The organism is Devosia indica, from assembly GCF_003056405.1.
Taxonomy (GTDB): Bacteria; Pseudomonadota; Alphaproteobacteria; order Rhizobiales; family Devosiaceae; genus Devosia; species Devosia indica.
The window spans coordinates 1-23,426 of sequence record NZ_PYVZ01000027.1 but is presented as its reverse complement, the minus strand read 5'-3'; the positions used below and the strand labels follow the sequence as shown (position 1 = coordinate 23,426).

General features: G+C 62.1%; 28 protein-coding genes. 10 read left to right on the top strand and 18 right to left on the bottom strand.

Annotated features, from left to right (window positions below; translation table 11 throughout):
• Positions 1-226: 226 nt before the first annotated feature.
• The 4 genes from DDE76_RS18760 (at position 227) to proC (ending at position 3,007) form a co-directional block, all read left to right on the top strand.
• A complete protein-coding gene (locus DDE76_RS18760) occupies positions 227-478 on the top strand; it encodes an accessory factor UbiK family protein (protein WP_104893632.1) in 252 nt (83 codons plus the stop codon).
• Between the two features lie 15 nt (positions 479-493).
• On the top strand, positions 494-1,219 hold the full coding sequence (locus tag DDE76_RS18755; RefSeq protein WP_104893633.1) for a metallophosphoesterase family protein: 726 nt from the start codon (positions 494-496) through the stop codon (positions 1,217-1,219).
• Positions 1,220-1,682: 463 nt separating this feature from the next.
• Positions 1,683-2,183 carry a type III secretion system chaperone family protein gene (locus DDE76_RS18750; RefSeq protein ID WP_104893634.1) on the top strand — a complete coding sequence of 167 codons (501 nt, stop codon included), beginning with the start codon at positions 1,683-1,685 and terminating at the stop codon, positions 2,181-2,183.
• Positions 2,183-3,007 carry a pyrroline-5-carboxylate reductase gene (gene proC, locus DDE76_RS18745; protein WP_104893635.1) on the top strand — a complete coding sequence of 275 codons (825 nt, stop codon included), beginning with the start codon at positions 2,183-2,185 and terminating at the stop codon, positions 3,005-3,007. Before DDE76_RS18750 ends, proC begins: the two co-directional genes overlap by 1 nt.
• A gap of 9 nt (positions 3,008-3,016) precedes the next feature.
• Here proC and DDE76_RS18740 read toward each other — a convergent pair whose 3' ends face one another.
• Entirely contained in the window at positions 3,017-3,532 is a 516-nt protein-coding gene (locus tag DDE76_RS18740; RefSeq protein WP_245892079.1) for a MarR family winged helix-turn-helix transcriptional regulator, read from the bottom strand.
• Between the two features lie 136 nt (positions 3,533-3,668).
• Between DDE76_RS18740 and DDE76_RS18735 the strand changes: the two genes are divergently transcribed.
• Positions 3,669-4,565: a branched-chain amino acid aminotransferase gene (locus DDE76_RS18735; RefSeq protein ID WP_104893636.1), complete on the top strand. Its 897-nt coding sequence runs from the start codon at positions 3,669-3,671 to the stop codon at positions 4,563-4,565.
• Positions 4,566-4,777: 212 nt separating this feature from the next.
• On the opposite strand, the gene DDE76_RS18730 is transcribed toward DDE76_RS18735, so the two are convergent.
• The 11 genes from DDE76_RS18730 to DDE76_RS18680 form a co-directional block, all read right to left on the bottom strand.
• Complete coding sequence (locus DDE76_RS18730; RefSeq protein ID WP_104893637.1) at positions 4,778-5,713, bottom strand: fatty acid desaturase family protein; 936 nt, start codon at positions 5,711-5,713, stop codon at positions 4,778-4,780.
• Positions 5,714-5,792: 79 nt separating this feature from the next.
• On the bottom strand, positions 5,793-6,239 hold the full coding sequence (locus tag DDE76_RS18725; RefSeq protein ID WP_104893638.1) for a molybdenum cofactor biosynthesis protein MoaE: 447 nt from the start codon (positions 6,237-6,239) through the stop codon (positions 5,793-5,795).
• Position 6,240: 1 nt separating this feature from the next.
• The gene (locus DDE76_RS18720; RefSeq protein WP_104893639.1) at positions 6,241-6,492 is read right to left on the bottom strand and encodes a MoaD/ThiS family protein; all 252 of its coding nucleotides are present in this window, start codon (positions 6,490-6,492) and stop codon (positions 6,241-6,243) included.
• Positions 6,489-7,055 carry a CDP-diacylglycerol--glycerol-3-phosphate 3-phosphatidyltransferase gene (gene pgsA, locus DDE76_RS18715; protein WP_104893640.1) on the bottom strand — a complete coding sequence of 189 codons (567 nt, stop codon included), beginning with the start codon at positions 7,053-7,055 and terminating at the stop codon, positions 6,489-6,491. The genes DDE76_RS18720 and pgsA overlap by 4 nt, the downstream gene beginning before the upstream one ends.
• A 282-nt stretch (positions 7,056-7,337) precedes the next feature.
• Complete coding sequence (locus DDE76_RS18710) at positions 7,338-8,411, bottom strand: 3-deoxy-7-phosphoheptulonate synthase (protein WP_104893641.1); 1,074 nt, start codon at positions 8,409-8,411, stop codon at positions 7,338-7,340.
• A 229-nt stretch (positions 8,412-8,640) separates the two neighbouring features.
• Positions 8,641-9,441 carry an ABC transporter permease gene (locus DDE76_RS18705; protein ID WP_198650955.1) on the bottom strand — a complete coding sequence of 267 codons (801 nt, stop codon included), beginning with the start codon at positions 9,439-9,441 and terminating at the stop codon, positions 8,641-8,643.
• A 2-nt stretch (positions 9,442-9,443) separates the two neighbouring features.
• Positions 9,444-10,241, bottom strand: a complete 798-nt coding sequence (locus DDE76_RS18700) for an ABC transporter permease (RefSeq protein ID WP_104893643.1) — start codon at positions 10,239-10,241, stop codon at positions 9,444-9,446.
• On the bottom strand, positions 10,238-11,239 hold the full coding sequence (locus tag DDE76_RS18695) for an ABC transporter ATP-binding protein (RefSeq protein WP_104893644.1): 1,002 nt from the start codon (positions 11,237-11,239) through the stop codon (positions 10,238-10,240). The genes DDE76_RS18700 and DDE76_RS18695 overlap by 4 nt, the downstream gene beginning before the upstream one ends.
• 64 nt (positions 11,240-11,303) lie before the next feature.
• Entirely contained in the window at positions 11,304-11,657 is a 354-nt protein-coding gene (locus DDE76_RS18690; protein WP_104893645.1) for a YciI family protein, read from the bottom strand.
• Between the two features lie 138 nt (positions 11,658-11,795).
• A complete protein-coding gene (gene uvrC / locus DDE76_RS18685; protein ID WP_104893646.1) occupies positions 11,796-13,688 on the bottom strand; it encodes an excinuclease ABC subunit UvrC in 1,893 nt (630 codons plus the stop codon).
• Positions 13,685-14,473 (bottom strand): SDR family oxidoreductase, encoded by a 789-nt coding sequence (locus DDE76_RS18680; protein ID WP_104893647.1) that lies wholly within the window; start codon positions 14,471-14,473, stop codon positions 13,685-13,687. Before DDE76_RS18680 ends, uvrC begins: the two co-directional genes overlap by 4 nt.
• Before the next feature lie 193 nt (positions 14,474-14,666).
• On the opposite strand from DDE76_RS18680, the gene DDE76_RS18675 reads away from it, so the two are divergent.
• Together DDE76_RS18675 and DDE76_RS18670 are read left to right on the top strand one after the other, a co-directional pair.
• A complete protein-coding gene (locus tag DDE76_RS18675) occupies positions 14,667-14,987 on the top strand; it encodes a hypothetical protein (RefSeq protein ID WP_104893648.1) in 321 nt (106 codons plus the stop codon).
• Positions 14,988-15,098: 111 nt separating this feature from the next.
• Positions 15,099-15,539, top strand: a complete 441-nt coding sequence (locus DDE76_RS18670; RefSeq protein ID WP_104893649.1) for a hypothetical protein — start codon at positions 15,099-15,101, stop codon at positions 15,537-15,539.
• Between the two features lie 57 nt (positions 15,540-15,596).
• Here the strand turns inward: DDE76_RS18670 and DDE76_RS18665 are convergent, their stop codons facing one another.
• Together DDE76_RS18665 and DDE76_RS18660 are read right to left on the bottom strand one after the other, a co-directional pair.
• Positions 15,597-16,058: an SH3 domain-containing protein gene (locus tag DDE76_RS18665; protein WP_104893650.1), complete on the bottom strand. Its 462-nt coding sequence runs from the start codon at positions 16,056-16,058 to the stop codon at positions 15,597-15,599.
• Positions 16,059-16,160: 102 nt separating this feature from the next.
• Positions 16,161-16,583, bottom strand: a complete 423-nt coding sequence (locus DDE76_RS18660) for a MarR family winged helix-turn-helix transcriptional regulator (protein ID WP_104893651.1) — start codon at positions 16,581-16,583, stop codon at positions 16,161-16,163.
• 148 nt (positions 16,584-16,731) lie between these two features.
• Here DDE76_RS18660 and DDE76_RS18655 point away from each other — a divergent pair, with 148 nt between their 5' ends.
• The 3 genes from DDE76_RS18655 (at position 16,732) to hemH (ending at position 20,409) form a co-directional block, all read left to right on the top strand.
• Positions 16,732-17,631, top strand: coding sequence for a LysR family transcriptional regulator (locus DDE76_RS18655; protein WP_104893652.1), 900 nt, complete (start codon positions 16,732-16,734; stop codon positions 17,629-17,631).
• Between the two features lie 9 nt (positions 17,632-17,640).
• Positions 17,641-19,224, top strand: a complete 1,584-nt coding sequence (locus DDE76_RS18650) for a HoxN/HupN/NixA family nickel/cobalt transporter (RefSeq protein WP_157955919.1) — start codon at positions 17,641-17,643, stop codon at positions 19,222-19,224.
• A 162-nt stretch (positions 19,225-19,386) separates the two neighbouring features.
• Positions 19,387-20,409 carry a ferrochelatase gene (gene hemH, locus DDE76_RS18645; protein ID WP_104893654.1) on the top strand — a complete coding sequence of 341 codons (1,023 nt, stop codon included), beginning with the start codon at positions 19,387-19,389 and terminating at the stop codon, positions 20,407-20,409.
• A gap of 140 nt (positions 20,410-20,549) precedes the next feature.
• Here hemH and DDE76_RS18640 read toward each other — a convergent pair whose 3' ends face one another.
• From DDE76_RS18640 to DDE76_RS18625, 4 genes are all read right to left on the bottom strand, one after another.
• Entirely contained in the window at positions 20,550-20,918 is a 369-nt protein-coding gene (locus DDE76_RS18640; protein WP_104893655.1) for an SH3 domain-containing protein, read from the bottom strand.
• 428 nt (positions 20,919-21,346) lie between these two features.
• The gene (locus DDE76_RS18635; RefSeq protein WP_104893656.1) at positions 21,347-21,586 is read right to left on the bottom strand and encodes a hypothetical protein; all 240 of its coding nucleotides are present in this window, start codon (positions 21,584-21,586) and stop codon (positions 21,347-21,349) included.
• Between the two features lie 255 nt (positions 21,587-21,841).
• Positions 21,842-22,489 (bottom strand): hypothetical protein, encoded by a 648-nt coding sequence (locus tag DDE76_RS18630; protein WP_245892078.1) that lies wholly within the window; start codon positions 22,487-22,489, stop codon positions 21,842-21,844.
• A 318-nt stretch (positions 22,490-22,807) separates the two neighbouring features.
• Positions 22,808-23,426, bottom strand: a 619-nt coding sequence (locus tag DDE76_RS18625) for an AAA family ATPase (RefSeq protein ID WP_210202708.1), incomplete at its 5' end; no start/stop codon positions are given.

Here is a 23,426-nt window from a genome sequence, read left to right as displayed (position 1 = left end):
GGGGCCATAATCGGACTTATGTGGTCTAAAGGTTGGAGCGACGAACAAGACCGCTAAGCGTGTGCCAAAGCTACACGTCTGCATTCGCCCACTACTGACGTAAAGCAGACAGTCCGATAACCACCCCTAATCAGGCCCACCCCTACCAATCCGCCGCACTGGTCATTCCCCGGTCCATCGCCTACATATCGGGGGACAGGAATTTTCCACGACACGGAGCCGTGCCATGAACCAGAACAACAAGATCTTTGACGGGTTGGGCCGGGTGATGAATGAGGCGGCCGGGGTGGCTGATGGGGTGCGGCGGGAGGTGGAGACCGTCGTCAAGGCCCAGGCGACGCGGATCGTCAATGACATGGACCTGGTGAAGCGCGAGGATTTCGACGCGTTGCGCGAGCTGGTGCAGGTGCAGGGCGAGGAAATCGAGGCGCTGCGCAGGGAGCTGGCGGCGCTGCGCGGCGACAAGCCGGCCGGCTAGGCGGGCTGCGAAGCGATGCGGATCGCGGTTCTTTCCGATATTCATGGCAATGTGCCGGCGCTGGATGCGGTGCTGGAGGATATCGAGCGGCATGGGGTCGAGGCGATTGTGTGCCTGGGCGACCATGTGAGCGGACCGATCGATCCGGCAGGCGCGGCCGAGCGGGTGATGGCGCTGGACGCCACCGCCATTCGCGGCAATCACGATCGCTGGGTGGTGGACCCCTCGCTGCGGCACGAGCCGTGGTCGGTGGATGAATATGCGCGGGCGCAATTGAGCGCGCACCAGATGGGGTGGCTGGCGGGCTTGCCGGCGACGGCCAAGCTGGGCGATGCGGTGTTCATGTGCCACGGCACGCCGAGCAGTGACGAAACGCCCTGGCTCGACAATTTCTTTGACGGACGGAACACGGTGCTGCCCTCGGAAGCCGAGGTGGAGCGCGAGGCGGTGGGGCTGGACCAGCCGGTGATCCTGTGCGGGCACACCCATATTGCGCGCACGCTGCGCCTGAGCGACGGGCGGCTGCTGGTCAATCCCGGTTCGGTCGGGATGCAGATGGTGCGCGGTTCGCCCGATGCGCATTATGCCCTTGTCGAGCGGCGGCTGGGCAAATGGCAGACGGCGCTGATCTCGGTGCCCTATGACACCGAGGCCGCCGCGCGGCTGGCCAAGGAGAACGGTTTTCCCGGCTGGGGCGATGCGATCCGGTTCGGCTGGGTCGGGCCGGAGAGTTTGGGGTAGGGACCCCCTCCGAGATGCAGTTCGCCGTGGTGGAGATTTCACCCCCTCCTAGCTTTGCTACGGCCCGTTGGGCCTAGCTACGCTTTGCCATTCGGGCATAGCCCTCATGGCCTTCTTCTCTAAAATCCCCCCACCGGGGAGATTTTGCCTGCGGCACGAGTCGAAGCCCCATCTAGGGGGAGGTGAGGCGCGGCTTGTGCTTGTTGAAAAGCACCGTTTCGAGACAGGCTGGCCGGGCGTTTTAACGCCTCGTTAACCATGACGGCCCAATCATCATCCACAAGAGAATGGTGTTCTCCGATCCCGTCGCGTCCCCTGAATCAGAGACGCAGTGTAGGGTTCACACAAGGGGGACGATTCTTGAGACCGTCGCAGTGGCGGTGTTGTTCTCCAGCGTACCCCAAGAGTGGTGGCCCCAAGGGCCGCGTGGACGAAAAACGCCTTCCAAGGACGGACGATCTATATGTCCCTGATTGAATATGAGCCCGACCGCGTCTCCCATCCGGTGGACCTCGTCGAGCACATCGCCTCGATCAACGACTGGAATTTCGAGCGGCAGGACGCCGACGAGATTTCCATTTCCGTGCGCGGGGGGTGGAGCGATTATCATGTCTCGTTCAACTGGATGGAAGATCTGGAAAGCCTGCATATCGCCTGTGCTTTCGACCTCAAGGCCCCCGAGGGGCGGCGTGCCGAAATCAAGCAGCTGATCAGCCTGATCAACGAGCAGCTCTGGATCGGGCATTTCGACATCTGGAACAAGGAAGGCGTGGTCCTGTTCCGCAATTCGCACCTGCTGACCGGCGGGGCCGATGTTTCGCCGCAACAATGCGAGGCCCTGCTGCGTTCTGCTACCGATAGTTGCGATCTCTACTATCAGGCGTTCCAGTTCGTCGTCTGGGCCGGCAAGTCGGCCGCCGATGCGCTGAGCCATGTGATGTTCGAGACAGTAGGCGAAGCATAATGAATGCACATTTGCGGACTTTGGGTCCCGTCATGCTGGTTGGCGCCGGCAAGATGGGCATGGCGCTGGCGCGCGGCTGGCTCGACGCCGGGCTGCCGGCGAGCAATCTGGTGCTGGTCGATCCGGCGCCGAGCGATGCGGCCAAGGCGCTGGCGTCCGATTACGAGCTGACCATTCATGCCGAGGCGGTGGGGCTGGACCCCAATGTGCTGGTGCTGGCGGTCAAGCCGCAGATCATCGGCGATGTGATGGAGGGGCTCAAGCAAGCCGTCGGTCCGCAGACGCTGGTGCTTTCGATAGCGGCCGGGATTTCCATTGCGACGCTGTCGGCGGGGCTGGACACCGGGCGGGTGGTGCGCACCATGCCCAATACGCCGGCACAGATCGGCAAGGGCGTGACCGGCGCCGTCGCCGGCCCGGATGTGGGCACGGACGACCGCGCGGCGACTGATGCGCTGCTCTCGGCGGCGGGGCAGGTGGCCTGGTTCGACGCCGAAAGCGATCTCGACGCGGTGACGGCGGTGTCCGGCTCGGGTCCGGCCTATGTGTTCAACCTGGTCGAAGCGCTGGCGGCGGCGGGGGTCAAGCAGGGCCTGCCGGAGCACGTGGCGATGCAATTGGCGCGGCAGACGGTGATCGGCGCGGCGGCGCTGATGGAGGCTGATCCGGCCCCGGCGGGCGTGCTGCGGCAGAACGTGACCTCGCCCAATGGCACGACGGCGGCGGCATTGGCTGTGCTGATGGCCGATGACGGGCTGACGCCGCTGATGGAACGGGCCGTGGATGCGGCCCGCAAGCGCAGCGAAGAGCTGGGGCGCGGCTGACGCCTGATCCTAAAGCTTGGTCGTGAGGTTGAGCCGGTCGAGCACGGCGCGGTCGGTGGGATCGACCATGCCGACGAGAAAGCGGCGGACCATGCTGGCGGCTTCGGGGGGCAGGGCGTCGATCGAGGCATCGATGCGGCTGGCCTGGGTTTCGGACAGTTTTGCGAAGAATTCGCGGCCCTTGTCGGTGGCGTGCAGCAGGCGCTGGCGCCGGTCCGAGTGGCCGGTGCGCTGCTCGATATAGCCATTGTCGATCAATTGGCGCAGCACGCGCGCCAGGCTCTGCTTGGTGATTTTCAGGATATCGAGCAGATCGGCCACCGGCATGCCCGGGCGCAGATTGACGAAATAGAGCACGCGATGGTGGGCGCGGCCAAAACCCTGGCGTTCGAGCAGGGCATCGGCATCGCCGGTGAAGTCGCGATAGGCAAAGAAAAACAGCCCCATGATGTCGAGCGGCAAATGCGCCTGATCGGCCAGAGAATTTATGTCAGCCTTGTTGACATTTTTTTGATCCGCTGGCATTGTTCCTCCATCGGCACCACAGCTTTGACTTATTCCAGAGCCGTTCCGGTTTGCCAAGGGTTTGACCCTGATGCATGATTGAGCAAAAGGCGCGTTCGGGAAGAACGGCGCGAGACATATTTTTCGGAGAGGAACAATGGCAGGCCTGCCTATGGACCAGCGTGATGGCTGGATCTGGTTTGATGGCGAACTCAAACCCTGGAAGGACGCGAAGGTGCACGTGCTGACGCATGGCCTGCACTATGCCAGCTCCGTATTCGAAGGCGAGCGCGCCTATGGCGGGGAAATCTTCAAGTCGCGCGAGCATACCGAGCGGCTGATCCGCTCTGCGGCGACGCTGGATATGAAGCCGTTCCCCTATTCGGTTGACGAGATCGAGGCGGCCAAGCAGCTCGTGCTGGAAAAGAACAATCTGGTCGACGCCTATGTGCGGCCCGTGGCCTGGCGCGGTTCGGAAGAGCTCAGCGTGCCGGCGCGCAACAACAAGATCCATGTGGCGATCGCGGCCTGGGTGTGGCCGAGCTATTTCTCGGTGGAGGAAAAGCTCAAGGGCATTCGCCTGGAATGGAGCAAGTGGAAGCGCCCGAGCCCGGAGACCATTCCGTCTTCGGCCAAGGCGGCGGGTCTCTACATGATCTGCACGCTGAGCAAGGACGCGGCCATGGCCAATGGCTATGCCGATGCGCTGATGCTGGACTATCGCGGCTATGTGGCGGAAGCCACTGGCGCCAACGTGTTCTTCATCAAGGGCAAGGAGATCACGACGCCGACGCCGGACTGCTTCCTCAACGGGATTACCCGGCAGACGCTGATCGGCCTGGCCAAGGAGAACGGGTTCACCGTGACCGAGCGGCATATCATGCCCGAGGAACTGGGGCAGTTCGACGAATGCTTCCTGACCGGGACTGCCGCGGAAGTGACGCCGGTGTCGGAAATCGGGGAATACAAGTTCACCCCGGGTGATGCCTGCCGCACGCTGATCGATGCCTATGCGCAGGCCGTGCAGCCGAAAAAGGCCGCGGCGGCGGAGTAGAATTTCAAGCTTGCGGAATTGAAAAGGCCGGGCGGAAACGTCCGGCTTTCTTGTTGGCCTTGCTTCACCTCTGACGGAGTCAGTCGGGGCCGGAGGAATTGGTGGCATCAAGGGCCGAAGCAGCCACTGAAGCCCTCACTCCGCCCTCTCGCCTCAGGGGAGAGGGGGCGATGGGGCCAATTGGTCGGGCGCAAAGTTGCGCGGGTTGGGTGCTAGCTGGCCGGTATGGATCTGGTACCGAATACCGTTTCGCGCACCAGGCCCGTGGTGTAGCCGCGGGTGTTGTGGGCGCGGGCGGCGTAATCGGGATTAGCCATCAGGGCGGCGTGCAACTGGGGCAGGTTGTAGAAGGGCACGCTGGGATAGAGGTGGTGTTCCAGGTGGTAATTGACATTGTGGGGGGCAAAGAAGGCGCGCTCCCAGAAATAGGGCAGGACCGAGCGGGTGCCACCCAGCTCGTGACTATAGTCCATTGAGCCGAAATGCTCGGCCACGCTGCGCACATGCATAAGCAGGAAGAAGGCGGTGAAATAGGGCACGAACCAATAGAGCAGCACATCGGCCCAGATACCGAGCCAGGTGAAGACAATGGCGAGGGCAACATAGAAGCCGAGCCGGGCGAGCCGATAGGATAGCGGTGGTTTTTCGGCGGCCTTGAGGCGGTGCAGCATGCCGAAAATGTCGATGATCGAGCCAACGACCACCAAATAGCTCAAAAGGTCCAGCGCCCCTTCCTGCCAGGCCTTGGGGAAAGTGAAGCGCCGATTGCCCAGCTTGAACACCCAGTCGGGGTCCTTGTCGGTATTGGTGTAGCGGTGGTGGGCGAGGTGGTTGCTGCGATAGCTGGCCACGGTGGTCAGGATCGGCCAGGCCAGCAGCAGATCGCAGATCCAGTCGCTGAGCGCCTTGTTGCCGGACATGAAACGGTAATGGGCGAAATCATGCAGCAGGACGCCAAAGCCATGCATGCGGCCGCCGATAATGGCCACAGCGAGGAGATAGACCAGCGGATCCTGCGCCCATTGCGAGACGGCGATGGCGGCAGCGATGACGCCCCAATCAAACAGGACTGCCAGAGCGGTGCGCCAGGTCTGCAGCACGGACAGGCGCTTGACCGTGGCGGCGTCGATATAGGCTTGCGACGACATGATTGGCCTCCCTCATGTCCAAGGTTAACCAGAGGTTAACATATGGCGCGGGGCAATTCCGAATCCGTTGGGATTTGGGTTAACGGGCCCAGCGGGCGCGGGCTTCGTCGTCTTCGGACCTGGCCTCGACCCAACGCAGGCCGGCGGCCGTCTCTTCCTGTTTCCAGAAAGGCGCGTCTGTCTTGAGGTAGTCCATGAGGAATTGCGCGCCATCGAAGGCGGCCTGGCGATGGGGCGCGAGGGTCAGCACCATCATGATGGTTTCGCCCGGGACCAGGCGGCCGTGGCGATGAATGATGGCCGCATCGAGGAGCGAAAAGCGGGCGATGGCGTCGTCCCGGATGGCGGCCAGCTCGTTTTCGGCCAGCTCAGGATAGCATTCCAGGATCAGGGCCGAGATCGGGTCGTCGGGCCTGGAGCGGACAATGCCGGTGAAGCTGACCATGGCCCCGGCTTCGGTGTGGGCGGCCTGGAAGGCATTGAGTTCGGCGCCGGGATCGAAGGGTTTTTCGGTGACGCGGATCATATCAGCCGCCGGTCATGGGTGGGAGAATGGCGATTTCGCGGGCGCCATCAATGGGGGTATCCCACGGCACGATGCGGGCGTCGCGGGAGAGCTTGAAAATGGCCGGGTTGGCCATGGCGTGGTCGAGGATTTCGTCCTGCGCGCGCAGCCAGGTGACAAGGTCGGCAAGGGTGACCACTTCAGGCGGCGGGGACACCTCGTCGCTGGCGCGGTTGAGGCGCTCACGCAGCCAGGCAAAGTAGAGCACCTTCATTTGCCGATGCCCGACAGATGCGGCCAGGAGGCGCGGAGATAGCTCCAGCCGGTCCAGAGGGTGATAATGCCCGCCACCCAGAGGATGAGGCTGGCTACCAGGTTCAGGCCGGGAATGAGCGGCACGGCCAGCACGACGGCCAGGGCGACAAGCTGGATGGTGGTTTTCCACTTGGCAAGCTGACTGACCGGCAGGACCACGGTCTTGTTGCCGAGAAATTCGCGCAGGCCGGGGATGAAGGTTTCGCGGAACAGAATGGCAATGGCCGGGATCATATCGAGGCCGGAGAGGCTGCGGTCCCAGGCGAGCACGGCGATCAGTATGGCGACCAGCATCTTGTCGGCAATGGGATCGAGCATGCGCCCCAGATCGGAATACTGGTTCCAGGCACGGGCCAGATAGCCATCGACCCAGTCGCTGACGGCGGCGGCAATGTAGAGAAACAGCGCGATCGAGCGCGCCGTGGTGTCGCCCGACATCACCAGGGCCGCAATGGGGATGATCGCCGCAATGCGGGCGATGGTGATGATATTGGGGAGGAGGAAAAGCGGGTTCCGGTTCATGGCGGGAGAGAACAGGATGGCGGGGTGGGGGTCAAGGCGGATATATCTCTTGATTGGATACCCCCACCTAACCTCCCCCTGATAGGGGGAGGGATCGATCGGGCCTGCCGAAATGATTATGCGAAGGCACCCCCGCCTAGCTTTGCTATGGCCCTGCGGGCCAAGCGTCGCTCTGCCATTCGGGCGTAGCCCTCATGGCCTTCTCCTCTAAAATCTCCTCACTGGGGAGATTTTACCTGCGGCACGAGTCGAAGCCCGTCAACGGGGAGGTGGGAGCGGTGTTTACGCCACCGCCTTCTTGGTCACGGCGCGGCGCTTTTCGACGGCTTCGGCCAAGGCTTCGAGGGCAGTAACAGTGGTGTCCCAGTCGATGCAGCCATCGGTGATGGACTGGCCATAGGTGAGGGGCTGTCCGGGGATCAGATCCTGGCGACCGGCGACAAGGTTGGATTCGACCATGACGCCGATAATGCGCTTGTCGCCATTGGCGAGCTGGGCGCCGATATCGGCCAGGACCAGCGGCTGGTTCTCGGGGTTCTTGGACGAATTGGCGTGGCTGGCGTCGATCAGGATGGCCGGATTGAGACCGGCCTTCTGCGCGGCCTTGGCAGCAGCGTTGACGCTGTCGGCATCGTAATTGGGGGTTTTGCCGCCGCGCAGGATGATGTGGCAGTCCCCATTGCCGGTGGTGGCGGCGATGGCGGAACGTCCATCCTTGGTGACGGCCATGAAATGATGCGGCTGGGAGGCCGAAAGCACGGCATCGAGCGCGATCTTGATATTGCCGTCGGTGCCGTTCTTGAAGCCGACCGGGCAGGAGAGGCCGGAGGCCAGCTCGCGGTGTATCTGGCTTTCGGTGGTACGGGCGCCGATGGCGGCCCAGGCAACCAGATCCACCAGATATTGCGGGGTGGTCATGTCGAGGAATTCGCAGGCCGCAGGCAGGCCGAGATTGGCAATGTCGAGCAGCAGGGTGCGGGCTGTGTGCAGGCCGAGGTCAATGTTGAAGCTTCCATCGAGATCGGGGTCGTTGATGAGACCCTTCCAGCCCACCGTGGTGCGGGGCTTTTCGAAGTAGACCCGCATGATGATTTCGAGCCGGTCCCCGAGTTTTTCGCGCAGGGGTGCGAGACGGTTGGCGTAGTCCATGGCGGCCTGGGGATCATGAATGGAGCAGGGGCCAACGATAACGGCCAGGCGATCATCCTGGCCGGTCAAGATATTGTGGAAGGCGTGGCGGGCCGCAATCACGGTGCGGGTGGCCGCGTCGGTGCGCGGATGCTGGTGCATGACCTCGATGGGCGTGGTCAGCGGCTTGATTTCGGTGATGCGCAGGTCGTCGGTGGATTTGAGCATTTCTTGTGGTCCTCTGGGAGATGTTCCGGAGGGGCCAACAAAAAAGCCGCCTCGGAAGTCGGGCGGCTGGCTTGCGATTTGGTGGTCTTGTCTGGGGTCAGATCACACGCGCGCAATAGCCTCCGCCGGGAGCGGATAGCTAAAATACCAAAAGAAGGTCGCGGTGGTGATCATGAACCCGAAGGTAGCGGCGAGTCGGAGGCTTGTCGAGTCCCGACTTTGGTCGGGGTCAGCCGCCGGCGCCCTGATAGTTCCTGAGGCAATAGCGCCAGTGGACGATGGCGAGGAGAACGAAGAGGGGGCCGATGGCGAGGGAGGCCGGGCCGGCCCAGTCGCCAAGGATGGGCACGGGTTTGCCCAGGGCCACGGCGGTGGGAATGAAGGCGAGAAAGCCCAGCGGGGCGAAGGTGATCATCATGATCTGCAGGGGCAGAGGGAAGATGTTGAGCGGGTAGCGGGCCAGTTCCCAGAAGCCGAAAAAGATGGAGAACAGGTGGCGCGAGCGCACCCAGATCAGGGCGGTGGCGCCGATCATGGTCATGAGCGCGGCGGTCAGCATGGCGGCGCTGACGATGGCGGCAAGGAAATAAAGGACGAGGCCGGGCGACCAGTCGATGCCCAGGTTGGAGACCGACCAGACCATGAGGCCGATGGCGAGGGCAATGTGTCCGCCATATTCGATGTTAAGGCCGGAAAAAGCGAGGAAAGTCCAGGGACCGATGGGTTTGACGAGGATGGCGTCGAAGGTGCCGAGGCGGACCTTTTCCTCCATGTCGCGAAACTGCACGAAGCTGAGCGATGCGCCCAGGGCGTAGGCCAGCAGATGGAAGGCCAGCAGCAGCGCCATTTGCGGCCAGGTCCAGCCGCCGAGATTTTCAAAGCGCGCCAGCAGCAGGGCGATGGAGGCATAGATGCCGGCATAGCCTATGGCCTGGGCGATCCAGCCGATGAACAGGGCGCCGCGATATTCCATATGGGTGCGGATATGGATGCCGATCAGATGGGGGATGACCCTGAGGACGCTGGACATGATCAGCCTCCCTGCACGATCAGGCGGTGGCGCATGCGGGACCAGAGCCAGGTCAAGACGCCGGCCAACGCGGCAAGCCAGACACAGCCGATGGCGAGATGCAGGCCAGCGGCGGGCAGGTCGAGTTTTCCGAGATAAACGGCGCTGGGATAATAGCTGACCCAGGCGAAGGGCAGATAGCCCAGGACGGCCGCCAGGGGCGCGGGCATGAACCAGAGCGGCACGATGGCGCCCGACGCCACGGCCATGATGCCGCGCAGGAACCAGTCAAGGGCAAAGGCGGTCAGGAGCCAGAAGGCCAGCATGGCGGTCAGCGTGGCGATGAGAAACATGATGCCCCAGGATACCACCCAATAGGCCACAAAGAGCAGGCCGTGGGCGAGGCTCGCCGGCGGCAGCAGGCCAACGGTGAAGGCCACGATGATGGCAACGGGCAGGGTGATGGTCAGTTGCTCGAAGGCGTTGTTGCCCAGCTGGTTGAAGAACAGCAGGGCCGGGTAGTGCAAGGGTTTGAGCAGAAACGTGGTGACGTCGCCGGTGCGGATGGCATCGCCCACCTCGCGGATATAGCGGGTGGTATTCCAGTTGAGCAGCGGGCCGGCGATGAGCACATAGGTGACCATGTCGGGCAGGGTGACGCCATCGACCGTGCCCCGGCCGACAAAGGCCGCTGTCCAGACCGCAATGAAAGCGAAAGTGGCGACCAGTTCGCCAAACACGCCAGACCAGACCTGGTTGCGATAGGCCAGGCGGGAGGTGAAGGCGGTGGCGGTAAAGGCGGGGTAGGCGCTCAGTTTCATAGCGCGGCCGCCAACTTCGGCTTGTTCTGGTAGAAGGTGCGGATGACCTCCTCAATGTCGGGTTCCTCGAGCTTGACGTCCTTGAGGCCATGGCCGCGGCCAAGTTCGCCCAGCACGTCGAGAAGCGAGACGGTCTCGTTTTCCAGCAGGAAGTGCTTGGTGGCGCCTTCGTCGGCGGCAAGGGTTGCGGTGGCGAGGGCAAGTGGCCCCGGATCGGTGGCGAATTCCAGGATCAGGCGGCGGCGGGAGCCAAGCGTGGCGCGGAGGCGTTTGAGCTCGCCGTCAAACAGCAGCTTGCCATCATCGACCATGATCAGACGCGGGCAGATTTCCTCGATGTCGACGAGGTCGTGGGTGGTGAGGATGATGGTGGTGCCGCGCTGCTTGTTGACCTCGGAGAGAAATCTGCGCACCGCATCCTTGGCGACCACATCGAGGCCGATGGTCGGTTCGTCAAGAAACAGGATTTTCGGATCGTGCAGCAGGGCCAGGGCGATCTCGGCGCGCATGCGCTGGCCTAGGGAAAGCTGGCGCACCGGGCGATCAAGATAGGGGGCCATGTCGAGCATGGCGGTGAGAAAGGCGAGGTTGTCGGCGAAGCGGGCTTCGGGGATGTCATAGATGTGGCGGTTTAGATCGTAGCTGTCGCGCACCGGCAGATCCCACCAGAGCTGGCTGCGCTGGCCGAAGACGACGCCGATTTCGCGGGCATTGACCATCCGGTTGGCATGGGGTTCGCGGCCGAGCACGGACAGGGACCCGGCGCTGGGGGTCAGTATGCCGGTTATCATCTTGATCATGGTCGACTTGCCCGCGCCATTGGGACCGAGATAGTCGACCGCCTCGCCGGGCTCGATGGCAAAGGAAACGCCGTCGACGGCGCGGATCTCGGAATAGTCGCGGGAGAACAGGCTTCTTATGGCGCCGCCGAAGCCGGATTGGCGCTTGAGCTGGCGGAAGGTCTTGCCCACGCCAGAGGCGGAGATGATCGGTGACATCGGGTTCGCTCCCCTTGGGGAAGGGAAGCTAAACCGATTCTTTGCGCGCTGTGAGTGTTTTGGCTCAGCTCGCCATGTTGAACTGCTGGAGCTGGAGGATGGTTACCTCACCGTCCCATTCGGGCCAGTGCTGGCGGTGCAGTTCGACAAAGCGCTGAGTCCACTCGACGATTTCGGCATCGGTTTCCAGCTCGTAGATGGCGTAACCGCCGACCTGTTCCTTGGCCTCGGCAAAGGGGCCGTCGGTGACCATTTCGCCCTGGCGGGTGGAGACCGTGCCGGCCAGGGCCATGCCGCCGTTCTCGATCATCTTTGCACCGGCCTCCATGCCGAGCTGGACGATTGCAGACATCAGCGCCGGCGGGGGATAGGGCGCGGTCTCTGGGTTGAGGGTTTTCACCATGGTGATGAATTTCATTGCAGGTCTCCCGTTGAGGTAATGCCAATGCGACGAGCGGGGCGGGCGGATTTCGACATTTTTTTGAGAACGTCCCCTCATCCGTCGCTGCGCGCCCGCTTCTTGTTCCTCTCCCTCCCCGGTGAGGGGTTGTCCTCGCTACGTCCGGTTGAAGTGGTCGTAGATCATCTGCGCCATGGCCTTGGAGATTGTCGGGACGGCTTCGAGGTCGGCCAGGGAGGCCCGGGAGACGGCCTTGGCGGAGCCGAAATGGTTGAGCAGAGCGCGCTTGCGGGCGGGGCCGATGCCGTCGATTTCGTCGAGGGGATTCTTGACAGCGTCCTTCTTGCGGCGGGCGCGATGGGTGCCGATCGCGAAACGGTGGGCTTCGTCGCGCAGGCGCTGCACATAGTAGAGCACCGGATCGCGATGCGGCAGCATGAAGGCGTCGCGGCCCTCGATGAAGAACTTTTCACGGCCGGCGTCGCGCTCCTCGCCCTTGGCGATACCGATGAAGGTGACTTCGCGGGGCAGGTTGAGTTCGGCGATGACGTCGCGCACGGCATTGAGCTGACCGGCGCCACCGTCGATGAACACCACATCGGGCCAATCGGGCATGCCGGTGTTCTCGTCCTCGGCATCGGATTCGCTCTCGCTGGCCAGGCGTGAAAAGCGGCGGGTGAGCACTTCACGCATCATGCCGAAATCGTCACCGGGGGTGATGTCGGTCGATTTGATGTTGAAGGTCCGATAGTGCTTTTTGGAAAAGCCCTCCTCGCCTGCCACGATCATGGCGCCGACCGCATTGGTGCCGGAAATGTGGGAGTTGTCATAGACTTCGATGCGGCGCGGGGTTTCTTCGAGGCCGAAGGTTTCGGCAACGCCTTCGAGCAGGGTGCGGTTGGACGCGCCTTCGGCCAATTGGCGGCCAAGGGCCTCGCGGGCATTGTTGAGCGCGTGATTGACCAGATCGCGTTTTTCGCCGCGCCGGGGCACTTCGATGCGCACCTTGCGGCCGGCGCGGGAGGATAGCGCTTCCTCGATCAGTGCGGGTTCGGCCATGTCGTGGCTGAGCAGAACCAGCTTTGGCGGGGTGCGATCCTCATAGAACTGGACGAGGAAGGCTTCGAGCACTTCGGCATCGGTGAGGCTGTCATCGGCCTTGGGGCGGAAGGCGTGATTGCCCCAGTTCTGGAAGGCGCGAAAGAAGAACACCTGCACGCAGAACTGGCCGCCTTCGTGGTGGATGGCGAAGACGTCGGCTTCCTCGACCGAGCGGGCGGTGGCGTCGCCCTGGGACTGGATCAGCGCCAGAGCCGAAAGGCGGTCGCGGATGAGGGCGGCACGCTCGAAATCGAGATTTTCGGCGGCCTTGTTCATGTCGGTCTGCAGGTGGTTGCGCACCGCATCGGACTTGCCGGAAAGGAACTGGCGCGCATCCTCGACCAGTTCGGCATAGCCTTCGAGACTGATTTCACGCGTGCAAGGGCCGGCGCAGCGCTTGATCTGGTATTGCAGGCACGGGCGGGTGCGGGCGGCGTAGAAGCTGTCCGAGCAGTTGCGCAGCAGGAAAGCCTTTTGCAGGCTGGCTATAGTGCGGCTGACGGCGACGGCCGAGGCGAAGGGGCCGAAATAGTGGCCCTTGCGGCGGCGCGAGCCGCGATGCTTGGTCAGCTCGGGCGCCTCGTGGTCGCCGGTGATCAGGATATAGGGGAAGCTCTTGTCGTCGCGCAGCAGCACGTTGAAGCGGGGCTTGAGGCGCTTGATGAGATTGGCTTCGAGCAGCAGGGCTTCGGATTCGGTTTCGGTGCGGACGAATTCCATGGAAACCGTGGCCGCAATCATGCGCTGGATGCGGACCGGCAGGCCTTCGGGGCGCGTATAGTTGGTGACGCGGGATTTCAGGCTGCGCGCCTTGCCGACATAGATGACGCTGCCATCGGCATCGAGCATGCGATAGACACCCGGGGCCGCCGGCAGGGTGCGGACAAAGGCGCGGATGACCTCCGGGCCGGAGGGTGGCGGGGCAGGGGTGGCGGAGTCGTCGGTCATGGTCGTGGGGTCGGACCCCGGCGGGCGGGGAAGCTCAAATGCTGGCCGCCATCGAGGGCCATCATCTGGCCGGTATAAGACGGCATTGAGAGGATCGCCAGCACACCCTGAGCAATAGCCTGGGGGTCGGCATTGCGACCCAGAGGCAGGCTGGCCACCGATTGCTCGAAATCGGCCTGGGTCTGATGGGCATTGGGCAACACGGGACCGGGGCCGATGGCGTTGACGCGGATGGCCGGTGCCAGCGACTGTGCCAGGGTCTGGGTGGCGGTCCAGAGGACGGATTTGGACAGGAAATAGCTGAAAAAGGCCGGGCTGGGTTGCAGGACCCGCTCATCGACGATGTTGATGATATTGCCCTCGATGCCGTCCGGCAGTTGCGCGGCAAAGTCGCGCGCGAGAAACACCGGGGCTTCGGCGTGGACCGCGAAATGGGTATCCCAGAGGGTTTCCTCGACGTCACGGGCGCTATCCGGTTCGAAGGCCGAGGCGTTGTTGACCAGGAGGGTCAGCGGGCCGAACAGGCCGGCGGCGGTTTCGATCAGGCCGGCGCGCGCGCTGCGATTGGCCAGATCGGCCTGGATGATCTCGGCCCGTCCGCCGGCCTTGCGGATGCGGTCGCGCACGGCGCTTGCGCCATCTTCGTCGGAGCGGAAATGAATGATGACTGCATGGCCGGCATCGGCCAGGGCATTGGCAATGGCCGCGCCGATGCGATCTCCGGCGCCGGTCACAAGGGCGACCGCCTGATCCTGATTCGGGAAGGGAAATGATGAACTGGACATTGGGCGGACCATAGGTGGGAAGGGGGGGCTCATCAATCGTTCAAGTGCGGTCAAGTCTCTGGGGCGTGGCGGTACAGCGGAAAAGGGTCAACCTCTGGCAGCAGGGTTTTATACTTTGCCCGAACTTAAAACAGGCGTAGCGTGATTGTGTTGCAGGGCGGGAGGCCCTGCGCAATCAGAGAGGGGGATTAGCATGGAAGTCATCGTGCCAATCCTGGTGCAATTGATCGCTGGCGGTGCCGGCGGCAATGTCATCGGGCAATTGGCAAAACAGCTCAATCTCGGCACTGCCGGCAATTCGATTGTCGGCGCGATTGGTGGCCTGGCCGGAACCTGGCTGGCCGGCATGATACCGGGCCTCGACTCGCTGGTGGGTGCAGCCGCCGGCGCAGCAGGAACAACAGGCGGACTGGATTTCGGTGCCCTGGCAGGACAGGGCGCAACCGGCTTGATCGGTGGCGGCCTGCTGACAGCGATTGCCGGTATTATCAAGTCGGCCATGGCCAAGGCCTGACGCTTTACAAATGTTATCGATGCCCCGTGGCGCGGTGCTGCGGGGCATCTTGCGCGGGTGGCCTTGCACTGGCCGGTGTGAGAGGGCATGTCTTCTGGCAGGAGGCGCGCAATGATCTGGCTTATCGAAATTGCCCTGGTTCTGTTGCTGCTTGGCGGCGGCTGGACAATGCTGACCCGCGGGCGGCAGAGCGACAAGCGCGATGCGCTGACCATGCGGCGGGTGGATGCCTATATCGAAACCATACGCCGGGAGCGCCGTTCACCCGAGCTGGCGGCCATGACCGATATGGAATTGCGCGATTTGCTGCATTCTGGCGCGCGCAACCTCAAGATTGCCGAACAGCGCAAGCAATGGATCGTTTTCGGCATGGGCATCGCGACGCTGCTGGGCGCTTCGGTGCTGGGCAGCGAGGAAGGATGGCTGGCCTTTGGCGCAGCCGCGGCGATTGGCGCCATCGTGACCTATGGCACAAATGAATTTCTGACGCGGCGGATGCGGGCGCCTCTGGAGAAACGCGGAATTGAGATCGACCGGCTGATGGTGGAGTAGCGGTCAACGCAAAACGCCGCCCCAAAGGGACGGCGCGTGACTTGCGTCGATCCGCGATCAGGTGCCGATGCAGAAATAGCCATTGGGACCATTAAAGCACATGCTGGCGCCCGGATTGCTCGGGTAGATGGGCTGGGGACGCGGTGGACGCGGGTTCCAGTGCGGCGGGCGCGGATGGTGCGGACGATCCCAATGGGGCGGACGCGGTGGACGCGGGCGTTCCCAATGGTCGTCATCCCAGTCATTGCCCCAGCCGGGACGGCCGCTGCTCAGATAATTGGCGGAGACCCAGCCATCGGGGCCGCGCTTTTCAACGAAGCACCAGCTCCCGCGGCAATACTGGATATCCACATGTTCACCGCGCCGCAGCGTATCGACGACGCGGAAACCGGTGCTGGGACCGGAGCGCACATTGACATTGCCGGTGGCAACGGCCGGGGCGGCCGATGCGGCGATGGTGGTGCCCAGCACGGCCATGGTGGCAATGCCGGCTGCAATCAGTTTGGTCTTGAAGGTCATGCGGGGACTCCTTCCGAATGGGGTGGCGATCAAGCCTTGACGCCAACTAAACCCATCGCGCCTGAACCCAAGCTGAACGATTTGTTAAGCCGGATCGGCCCCTCAGAGCCGCAACAGATCGACGAAGCGTCCCAGGACTTCGGAAAATTTCTTGCGCTGCTTGGCCTTGAGCTCGCCCATCAGGGCCTCTTCGAGCTGGGCCCAGTGATCGGCCAGGGCATTGCGGATGCGCAGGCCGCGTTCGGTGAGGGCAATGCCTGGTTCAAGTTCAGGGCCGACGGCCTGACGGGTGATGAAGTCGCGGCTGGCGAGGCGCTCAAGCCTTGTGGCCAGCATGCTGGTGGTGAGCCCGAGCTCCAAGGCCAGGTCGGCCTCGGTTGTCCCCGCGCGGCCCAGCACGAACAATATGGCATCGTCGCCCGGCTCGAGACCTTTCTCGACCAGCGGCAAGAGCAGCGCCTTGTGCGCAAGTTGGCCGGCTTCGATGAGCCGGTAGAGCGCTGAGCGGGAGGAGGGTCTGGCCATAGGCGGGAAAATAGTCCGATCTCCTTGTCGCCGTCGATTGGGCATCTATCCTATCGTTAATCGCACAACGACCAAGGGGCGTTATTGTTCACTCCATGCAGATGAGTTATGCGTCCATTGACCATCTCCGAGTGAACGGACATCGACCATGTCGCAGGACCTTTCCCGCATCCGCGCCTTTGTGCAGGTCTTCGACGCAGGCGGGTTTTCGGCCGCGGCACGGCAGCATGGGCGCTCCAAGGCGCTCTTGAGCAAATATGTCACCGATCTCGAGGACTATCTGGGCGTCCGGCTGATGAACCGCACAACGCGCAAGCTGAGCCTGACCGAGGCGGGTGAAGCGTACTATCGCGAGGCTTCGGGCTTGTTGCAGCAACTCGATGATCTCGATGCCAATATCGCCGACCAGACGGCCGAGCCGCGCGGCCTGCTGCGCGTTTCGGCGCCGCGCAATTTCGGTGAAAGCACGCTGGCGCCGGCGATCTTTGCGTATCTGAAGAAGTTTCCCAATGTGACGCTCGACCTGCGACTGGAGGATCGCTATGTCGACCTGGTCGATGAAGGGGTCGATGTGGCGCTGCGCATCTCGACGCTGGCCGATTCCTCGCTGATCGCCCGCAAGATTGCCGATATGCATGTGGTGGTTGGTGGTGCGCCCCGGCTGATCGAGCAGGTCGGAACGCCCAGGCATCCCGAAGATCTGCGGCATTTGCCCTGCATTGTCGATGTGAACCTGCAGGGGCAGTCGAATTGGCGGTTTACCGAGGAGGGCAAGACCATTTCGGTGCCGGTGACCGGGCCATTGCGGGTCAATTCGCCATTGGCGGCGCGCACAGCCGCCGCGCTGGGTCTCGGTTTTGTCGTATTGCCGTCCTATCTGGCCGAACCGAGTGTGCAGAAGGGCGAGCTGGTGCCGGTGCTGGCCGACTTCCTGCCGACCGGACAGACATTGCAGGCTGTCTATCCGCATCGGCGGCATCTGGCGGGCAAGGTGCGGGCGTTGATTGATCATCTGGTGGAGTGGTTCGCCACACACCCCATCCATTAGGGGCGCATTGTGAACGGATTTCGGCGAGGGGCGGCGATGGCCGCGCTGGCGGCAGTTTTCTTTGCGCAGCCGGCACTGGCCCATCCGCATATCATGATCGACGCCAAGGCGACGATCCGGTTCGACGATGCGGGCCGGGTGGCGGGGCTGCACCATAGCTGGACCTTCGACACCGCGTTTTCGGTGTGGATGGTGCAGGGGCTCGACACCGATGGCGACGGCAGCGTCAGTTCCGCCGAAATGCAGGCGCTGGCGGACGAGAACATGGTCGGGCTGGCCGATTACGGCTTCTATACCTATGCCGGCGACGAGATGGTGTTCGACGCTGTCGGCGACCAGCGCATGACCTATGAGAACAACCGCGTCACGCTCGATTACTCCATTGTGGCGGACCAGCCGCAGGCGCCGGGTGAGCGGTTCGAGCTAGGGATTTATGATCCCGAGTATTACGTGGCCATTACGGTCAACGATGCGGCCGATGTAACGCTGGAAAACGCGCCGTCCGATTGCGCGGTTCGCGTCGAGCCGCCAGTGCCGATGACGCGTGAGGTTGAGGAGCGGCTTTATGCGCTGGGGCCGGAGGTGCTGGAACTGCCGCCAGACCTGGCGGCGGCCATGCGCGGAACCCAGGGGCTGGTGGTCATCTCCTGTGGTGCGGCCAGCGTGGCAACCACTGCGGCCGATGCTGCGGCCGATGTGGCGCGGGCGCGGCCTGCGGCGCCGTTTGGCGGGCCGCCACCGGAAGTGGGCATCAACTTGCCGCGCAGCGGGTTTTTCGGCTGGCTGCAGAACCAGCAGCGGGACTTTTATGCGGCGCTGACGGCCTCGCTCGATGCGCTGCGTACCGACTGGACCGCGTTCTGGGTGCTGGGCGGGCTGAGCTTTCTTTATGGCATTTTCCATGCGGCCGGGCCGGGGCATGGCAAGGCGGTGATTTCGTCCTATGTACTGGCCAATGAGAGCCAGTTGCGGCGCGGGATTGCGCTGAGCGGGCTGTCGGCGCTGATGCAGTCACTGGTGGCGATCGGCTTTGTGCTGGTGCTGGCCGGGGTGTTGAACCTGACCAGCACGGCGCTGGGCGAGGCGGCGCATTGGGTCGGCGTGGTTTCCTACGCGATGGTGGCGCTGCTCGGCCTCTGGCTGGTGCTGCGCAAGGTCTTTGGCTGGGGACACAGCCATGCGCATGACCACGAGCATGGGCATGACCACGAGCACGATCACCATGCAGATGAACACACGCACGCCATGCATCATGCGATTGCGCCGCAGGATATCCGGGGCAATTGGCGGGAGCAATTGGGCGTCGTGCTGGCGGTGGGGCTGCGGCCCTGTTCGGGAGCACTGGTGGTGCTGGTGTTCGCGCTGTCGCAGGGCGTGCTGGCGGCGGGGATTGCCTCGGTGCTGCTGATGGGGCTGGGCACGGCGATCACCGTGGCGACACTGGCGACCCTGGCGGTGACGGCCAAGGGGCTGGCGGGGCGGATCGGCGGGGCGGACAGTGTCCTGGCCGGCGCAATCGTCTGGTGGGCTGAGCTGGCGGGCGCGGTGTGCGTGCTGGGCTTTGGCGTACTGCTGCTGATTGCCAGCCTTTAAGTCTCCGTTCTGTCGCGCTGCCGAACCGCAAAACCGGCACCACTTTTGCTGGCAGTGCTCCGGACTGGATCACCGGCGCGGCGCGACCCATAGCCGCTTTGCGCAGGGGAGCGAAATGCGTATGGTGCGGCCAACTCTGGAACATTTCCAAACTGGTCCCCGATGTCCGCTCATCTTCCACCGAACCATCCGCCCGTTCCCCAGCAGAAGATCGGGGTGCTGCTGCTTAATCTGGGGACCCCCGACGCCACCGATTACTGGAGCGTGCGGCGGTATCTGAAGGAATTTCTCTCCGATCCGCGGGTGATCGAGACCAACAAGCTGCTGTGGTGGCCGATCCTCAATCTGGTCATCCTCTCGTTCCGGCCGCAGAAGAGCGGGCATGCCTATGCCCAGATCTGGGACAAGGAAAAGAACGAAAGCCCGCTCAGGGTGATTACCCGCGAGCAGACCGAAAGCCTGGCCGAGCGGCTGGGTGGCGATGGCGTCATGGTGGATTTTGCCATGCGCTATGGCAATCCCTCGACCAGATCGGTGCTGGAGAAGATGCAGGCGGCCGGGTGCCAGAAGATCCTGCTGGTGCCGCTTTATCCGCAATATTCGGCGACGACGACGGCGACGGCGAATGACAAGGCGTTTGATGCGCTGAAAACCATGCGCTGGCAGCCGGCGGTGCGGACGGCGCCGGCCTATTTCGACGATCCCAAATATATCGAGACGCTTGGCAATTCGATCCGCGACGGGGTTGCGGCGCTGGATTTCGAGCCGGATGTGGTGATCACCTCCTATCACGGCATGCCGGTGGAGTATCTCAAGCGCGGCGACCCCTATCATTGCCAGTGCTACAAGACCACGCGGCTGGTGCGCGAGTATCTGGGCTGGGACAAGGACAAGCTGATGGTCACGTTCCAGAGCCGGTTCGGGCCGACCGAATGGCTGCAGCCCTATACCGACAAGACGCTCGAAGCGCTGCCGGGGCAGGGCAAGAAGAAGGTGGCGATCCTGGCGCCGGCCTTCTCGGCGGACTGCATCGAGACGCTGGAAGAGATCGCCATGGGCGGCAAGGATAGCTTCATGGAAGCGGGCGGGGAGAAGTTCGCCTATATCCCGTGTTTGAATGCCTCGCCCGGCGGCATGGATTTCATTGAATCCATGGTGCGGCGGGAACTGGCGGGGTGGCTGTAGCGCTCGCCATTCGAGCCTTGTTCGCTCAAATCTCTCCACCGGAGAGATTTGCCCCTATGGGCGCTCCAAGCTCTCATGGCCTTCTAGGCTTGAAAGGCTCCACCGGAGCCTTTCATGGGCTGCGCACACCGCCTGCGAAGTCACCAACCCGGCCCGACAAAGTCCGGCGGGGTGACGTTGACCAGGCCCCGGCCGACGATGTAGCTGCGGTCGACCCAGCCATAATCGGGGATGCGGCACCAGGTAGTGGCGCCATTGGGCCAGAGGGTGTGGCCGGCATCGCCGATCCAGGAGCCGCGGTTGCTGTCGCTGTCGGTCTGGGTGCAGCGGTCGACGGGGATTTCCTGGCCCTCGCGCAGATGGCCGACAATTTCGAAGCGATTATCGGGCCCGGCATGGACGGCAATATTGCCGCCCGAAACGCGGGCGGTGACGGTGAGCGCTGACGCCGGGCCGGCAAGGGCGGCACTGGCAAGCGCGGCGAGGATGAATGCGGTGCGGGCGCGCATGGGGCCTCCGGAAAGTGGTTTTCTGGCGCAGATGCGCCTCTCATGTGGCAATTGCAAGACCCTTCAGGCGTGACCAGACCCCGGCCGGCCCTGCGGCCTCCGGTTGTATGTGGACGTGTCCCGAGGCGCGTGCGTCTCAGTAAAACTAAATAATAGAGACGTCGCCGCCCCGGGACGCTGGGTTTCTCCTGCCGTCGTGGCCCCTATTGATCGCTCGTCGCAAGGTGACCCGACCAGCAGGCGAGCCCTGGAGCGAATCCAGTCTCACCAGCTCCCCCCGCAAATGTTCGCTGCAGTCCGTCCGCCGCGGGAGTGATGGGGGGATTATGGGGCAGGTTTTGCGTGCGGGGATAAGTCTCTACACATTGTTCCCACACATTCAGATTTTCATCCGCGGGCTTCCTGCCGGCGACGCGCGGTGGGTCAAATTAGTAGCGCCCATGCTCCCGGATTGCGGTCTCTAATTCTGTCTCCAGCACCGGGTGAACCGCAACGGCGCGCGTCAGAAGGGCGGTGTTCACCTGATCGATGGCAACCGCAAGGTCATGGGCGCAGGCGCGATAGTCCGCCTCGGACAGCCCAGCCTTCAGCAGAGGCAGGATGGCTTGAAGGGAACGATTGGCGTCAAAGGCGGTGCGGGCCATCGTGCGGGCAAGTTCAATATCCATGCAGTGTCCTCCTGCTCTGATCGTCACCCTCGGGCTTGACCCGAGGGCGTTGCACTTCCTCTGCCCTGACTTGTTCGCAGCCCCAAAAATACAGAGCCCTCGGGTCAAGCCCGAGGACGAAGCGCGGTGGGGTGGATAGGGCGGTGGCTCATACCTTACCCCGCGCTATTGGCGGACCGCCTGCGAAGCCCCAGGGCGGGGTGTGGGTGAGATCATCATCAAGCGGCAGGCCGCCGTTGGAGAGGAGCGCGGTGGTCATGCAGGGAATGTAGCGCCGAAGGGTTTTGGCGTCCAACGAAGGATTTTTATTGGGGGGGATAGGGTGGGGTTATGTTCCCGAGACCACAATCGTGCAATCAAGTTCGCGTTGTAACCGTTTTCGGCTAACCAAGTGCGAAGTTCCCCTGCCATATTCGTTTCTGAGAAATGGCTACGGTCATATGACCCAACAAAAATACGTTCCAAAAGAGGGCCGTCCACAGCACCGACCTGAGGTGCGGAAAAATGAGCCTTAAGAAATCGCTCCGCAGCCCTAAAGTAGTCATGACCACTACAAATTGACTTGGCGTCGTGCTGTCCAGCGGCGACGATTTCTCTTGCCTCTAGATATATCTCGCTAACTTTTTCTGAGTTTGTATTAAGGCGCTCCCGGAGGCCGTTTTCGAGCTTTGTAACATCCACGTTGTATGGTGAGCGATTTATGTACTTGAATTCGAAGCCATCCATCTCAACGGACACGCCATGTTTCGTGGCTACGAGTCGGATTGCTGCTATAGGTAGAGTGGCTTCATAAATTGCCTCGGCAACTGACTGTCGCAGCCTTTTTTTTAATCGATCCAAAGAGCGTTTGGTCACCAGCGCCCGTAATCCAACGACGAAGCCATCGTTTTCTACCGTGAACATGGTCATGTCACAGTAGTCGGTTACCACCTGATTACTGCGACTAGGCATTGTTTCAAGGAAATCGTAGTCCCTATCCCGAAGTCCTACGTACCCTTTTATTCTATTGATCTGATTTAATGTGTCGACAGCATAGTCTTGGTTAGTTTTTCCAAAACATATAACGAATCCACCATTGAAATTCGCGAGATGCCTTTCGTAAAAAGTCTCATCTGATGGACCCTCTACTAGGAATATTGGGTTTCCATGTCCGGATCTTTCTAATAGGACCTCTGAAACTAACGATTCAGAAGTGATCTCTCGAATCATAGAGTTTGTCATCTATTCAGCCAAGTCGATTGTTATGTCCCAATGCTCTCCAATTATTTGTGGCGAGTGCGTCGCAATTATCGCTTGGAAACCAGTAATACGAATAATATCAAGCAGGTCGGGAACGAATTTCTTCTGCCATGCGATGTGCATAGAGATCTCAGGCTCGTCGATCAGTATCAGCGAACTCTCGCTGGTATGAAATACAAGTTCGTAAGCCAATACGAGCTCGTGCTGTTCACCGGAAGATAGTTTTTCCAGCGGTATTTCCCTAATTTTCTTTGTTCTTGGGTTCTCGTCTCTTACGATTATGCCTTTTTCCTTGTCGATCTCTATTTGTTTGAATCTAAATTTGCTGTTTACTATTCTTTTGAACAGATTTATCTTGTCATATATTTCGTCAAATATTCTCAGCTTGGTGTGGGCATCTTCTAGATATACGGTGAGAACATGCGCAACGTTTGGCGTGATGGACCCGCTAGACAGTGCCGGTAGATCGTCCACTGGAGTGGACCCCATTTCACCGGACAGCCGGCGGTTGGGTTTAGGCACTGAGGCGCAGGAACTCGCGTGGTGAGCGATACTTAAGCCCGGAGTGCGGGTGGACCTCACAGTAATCGTCGATCCATTC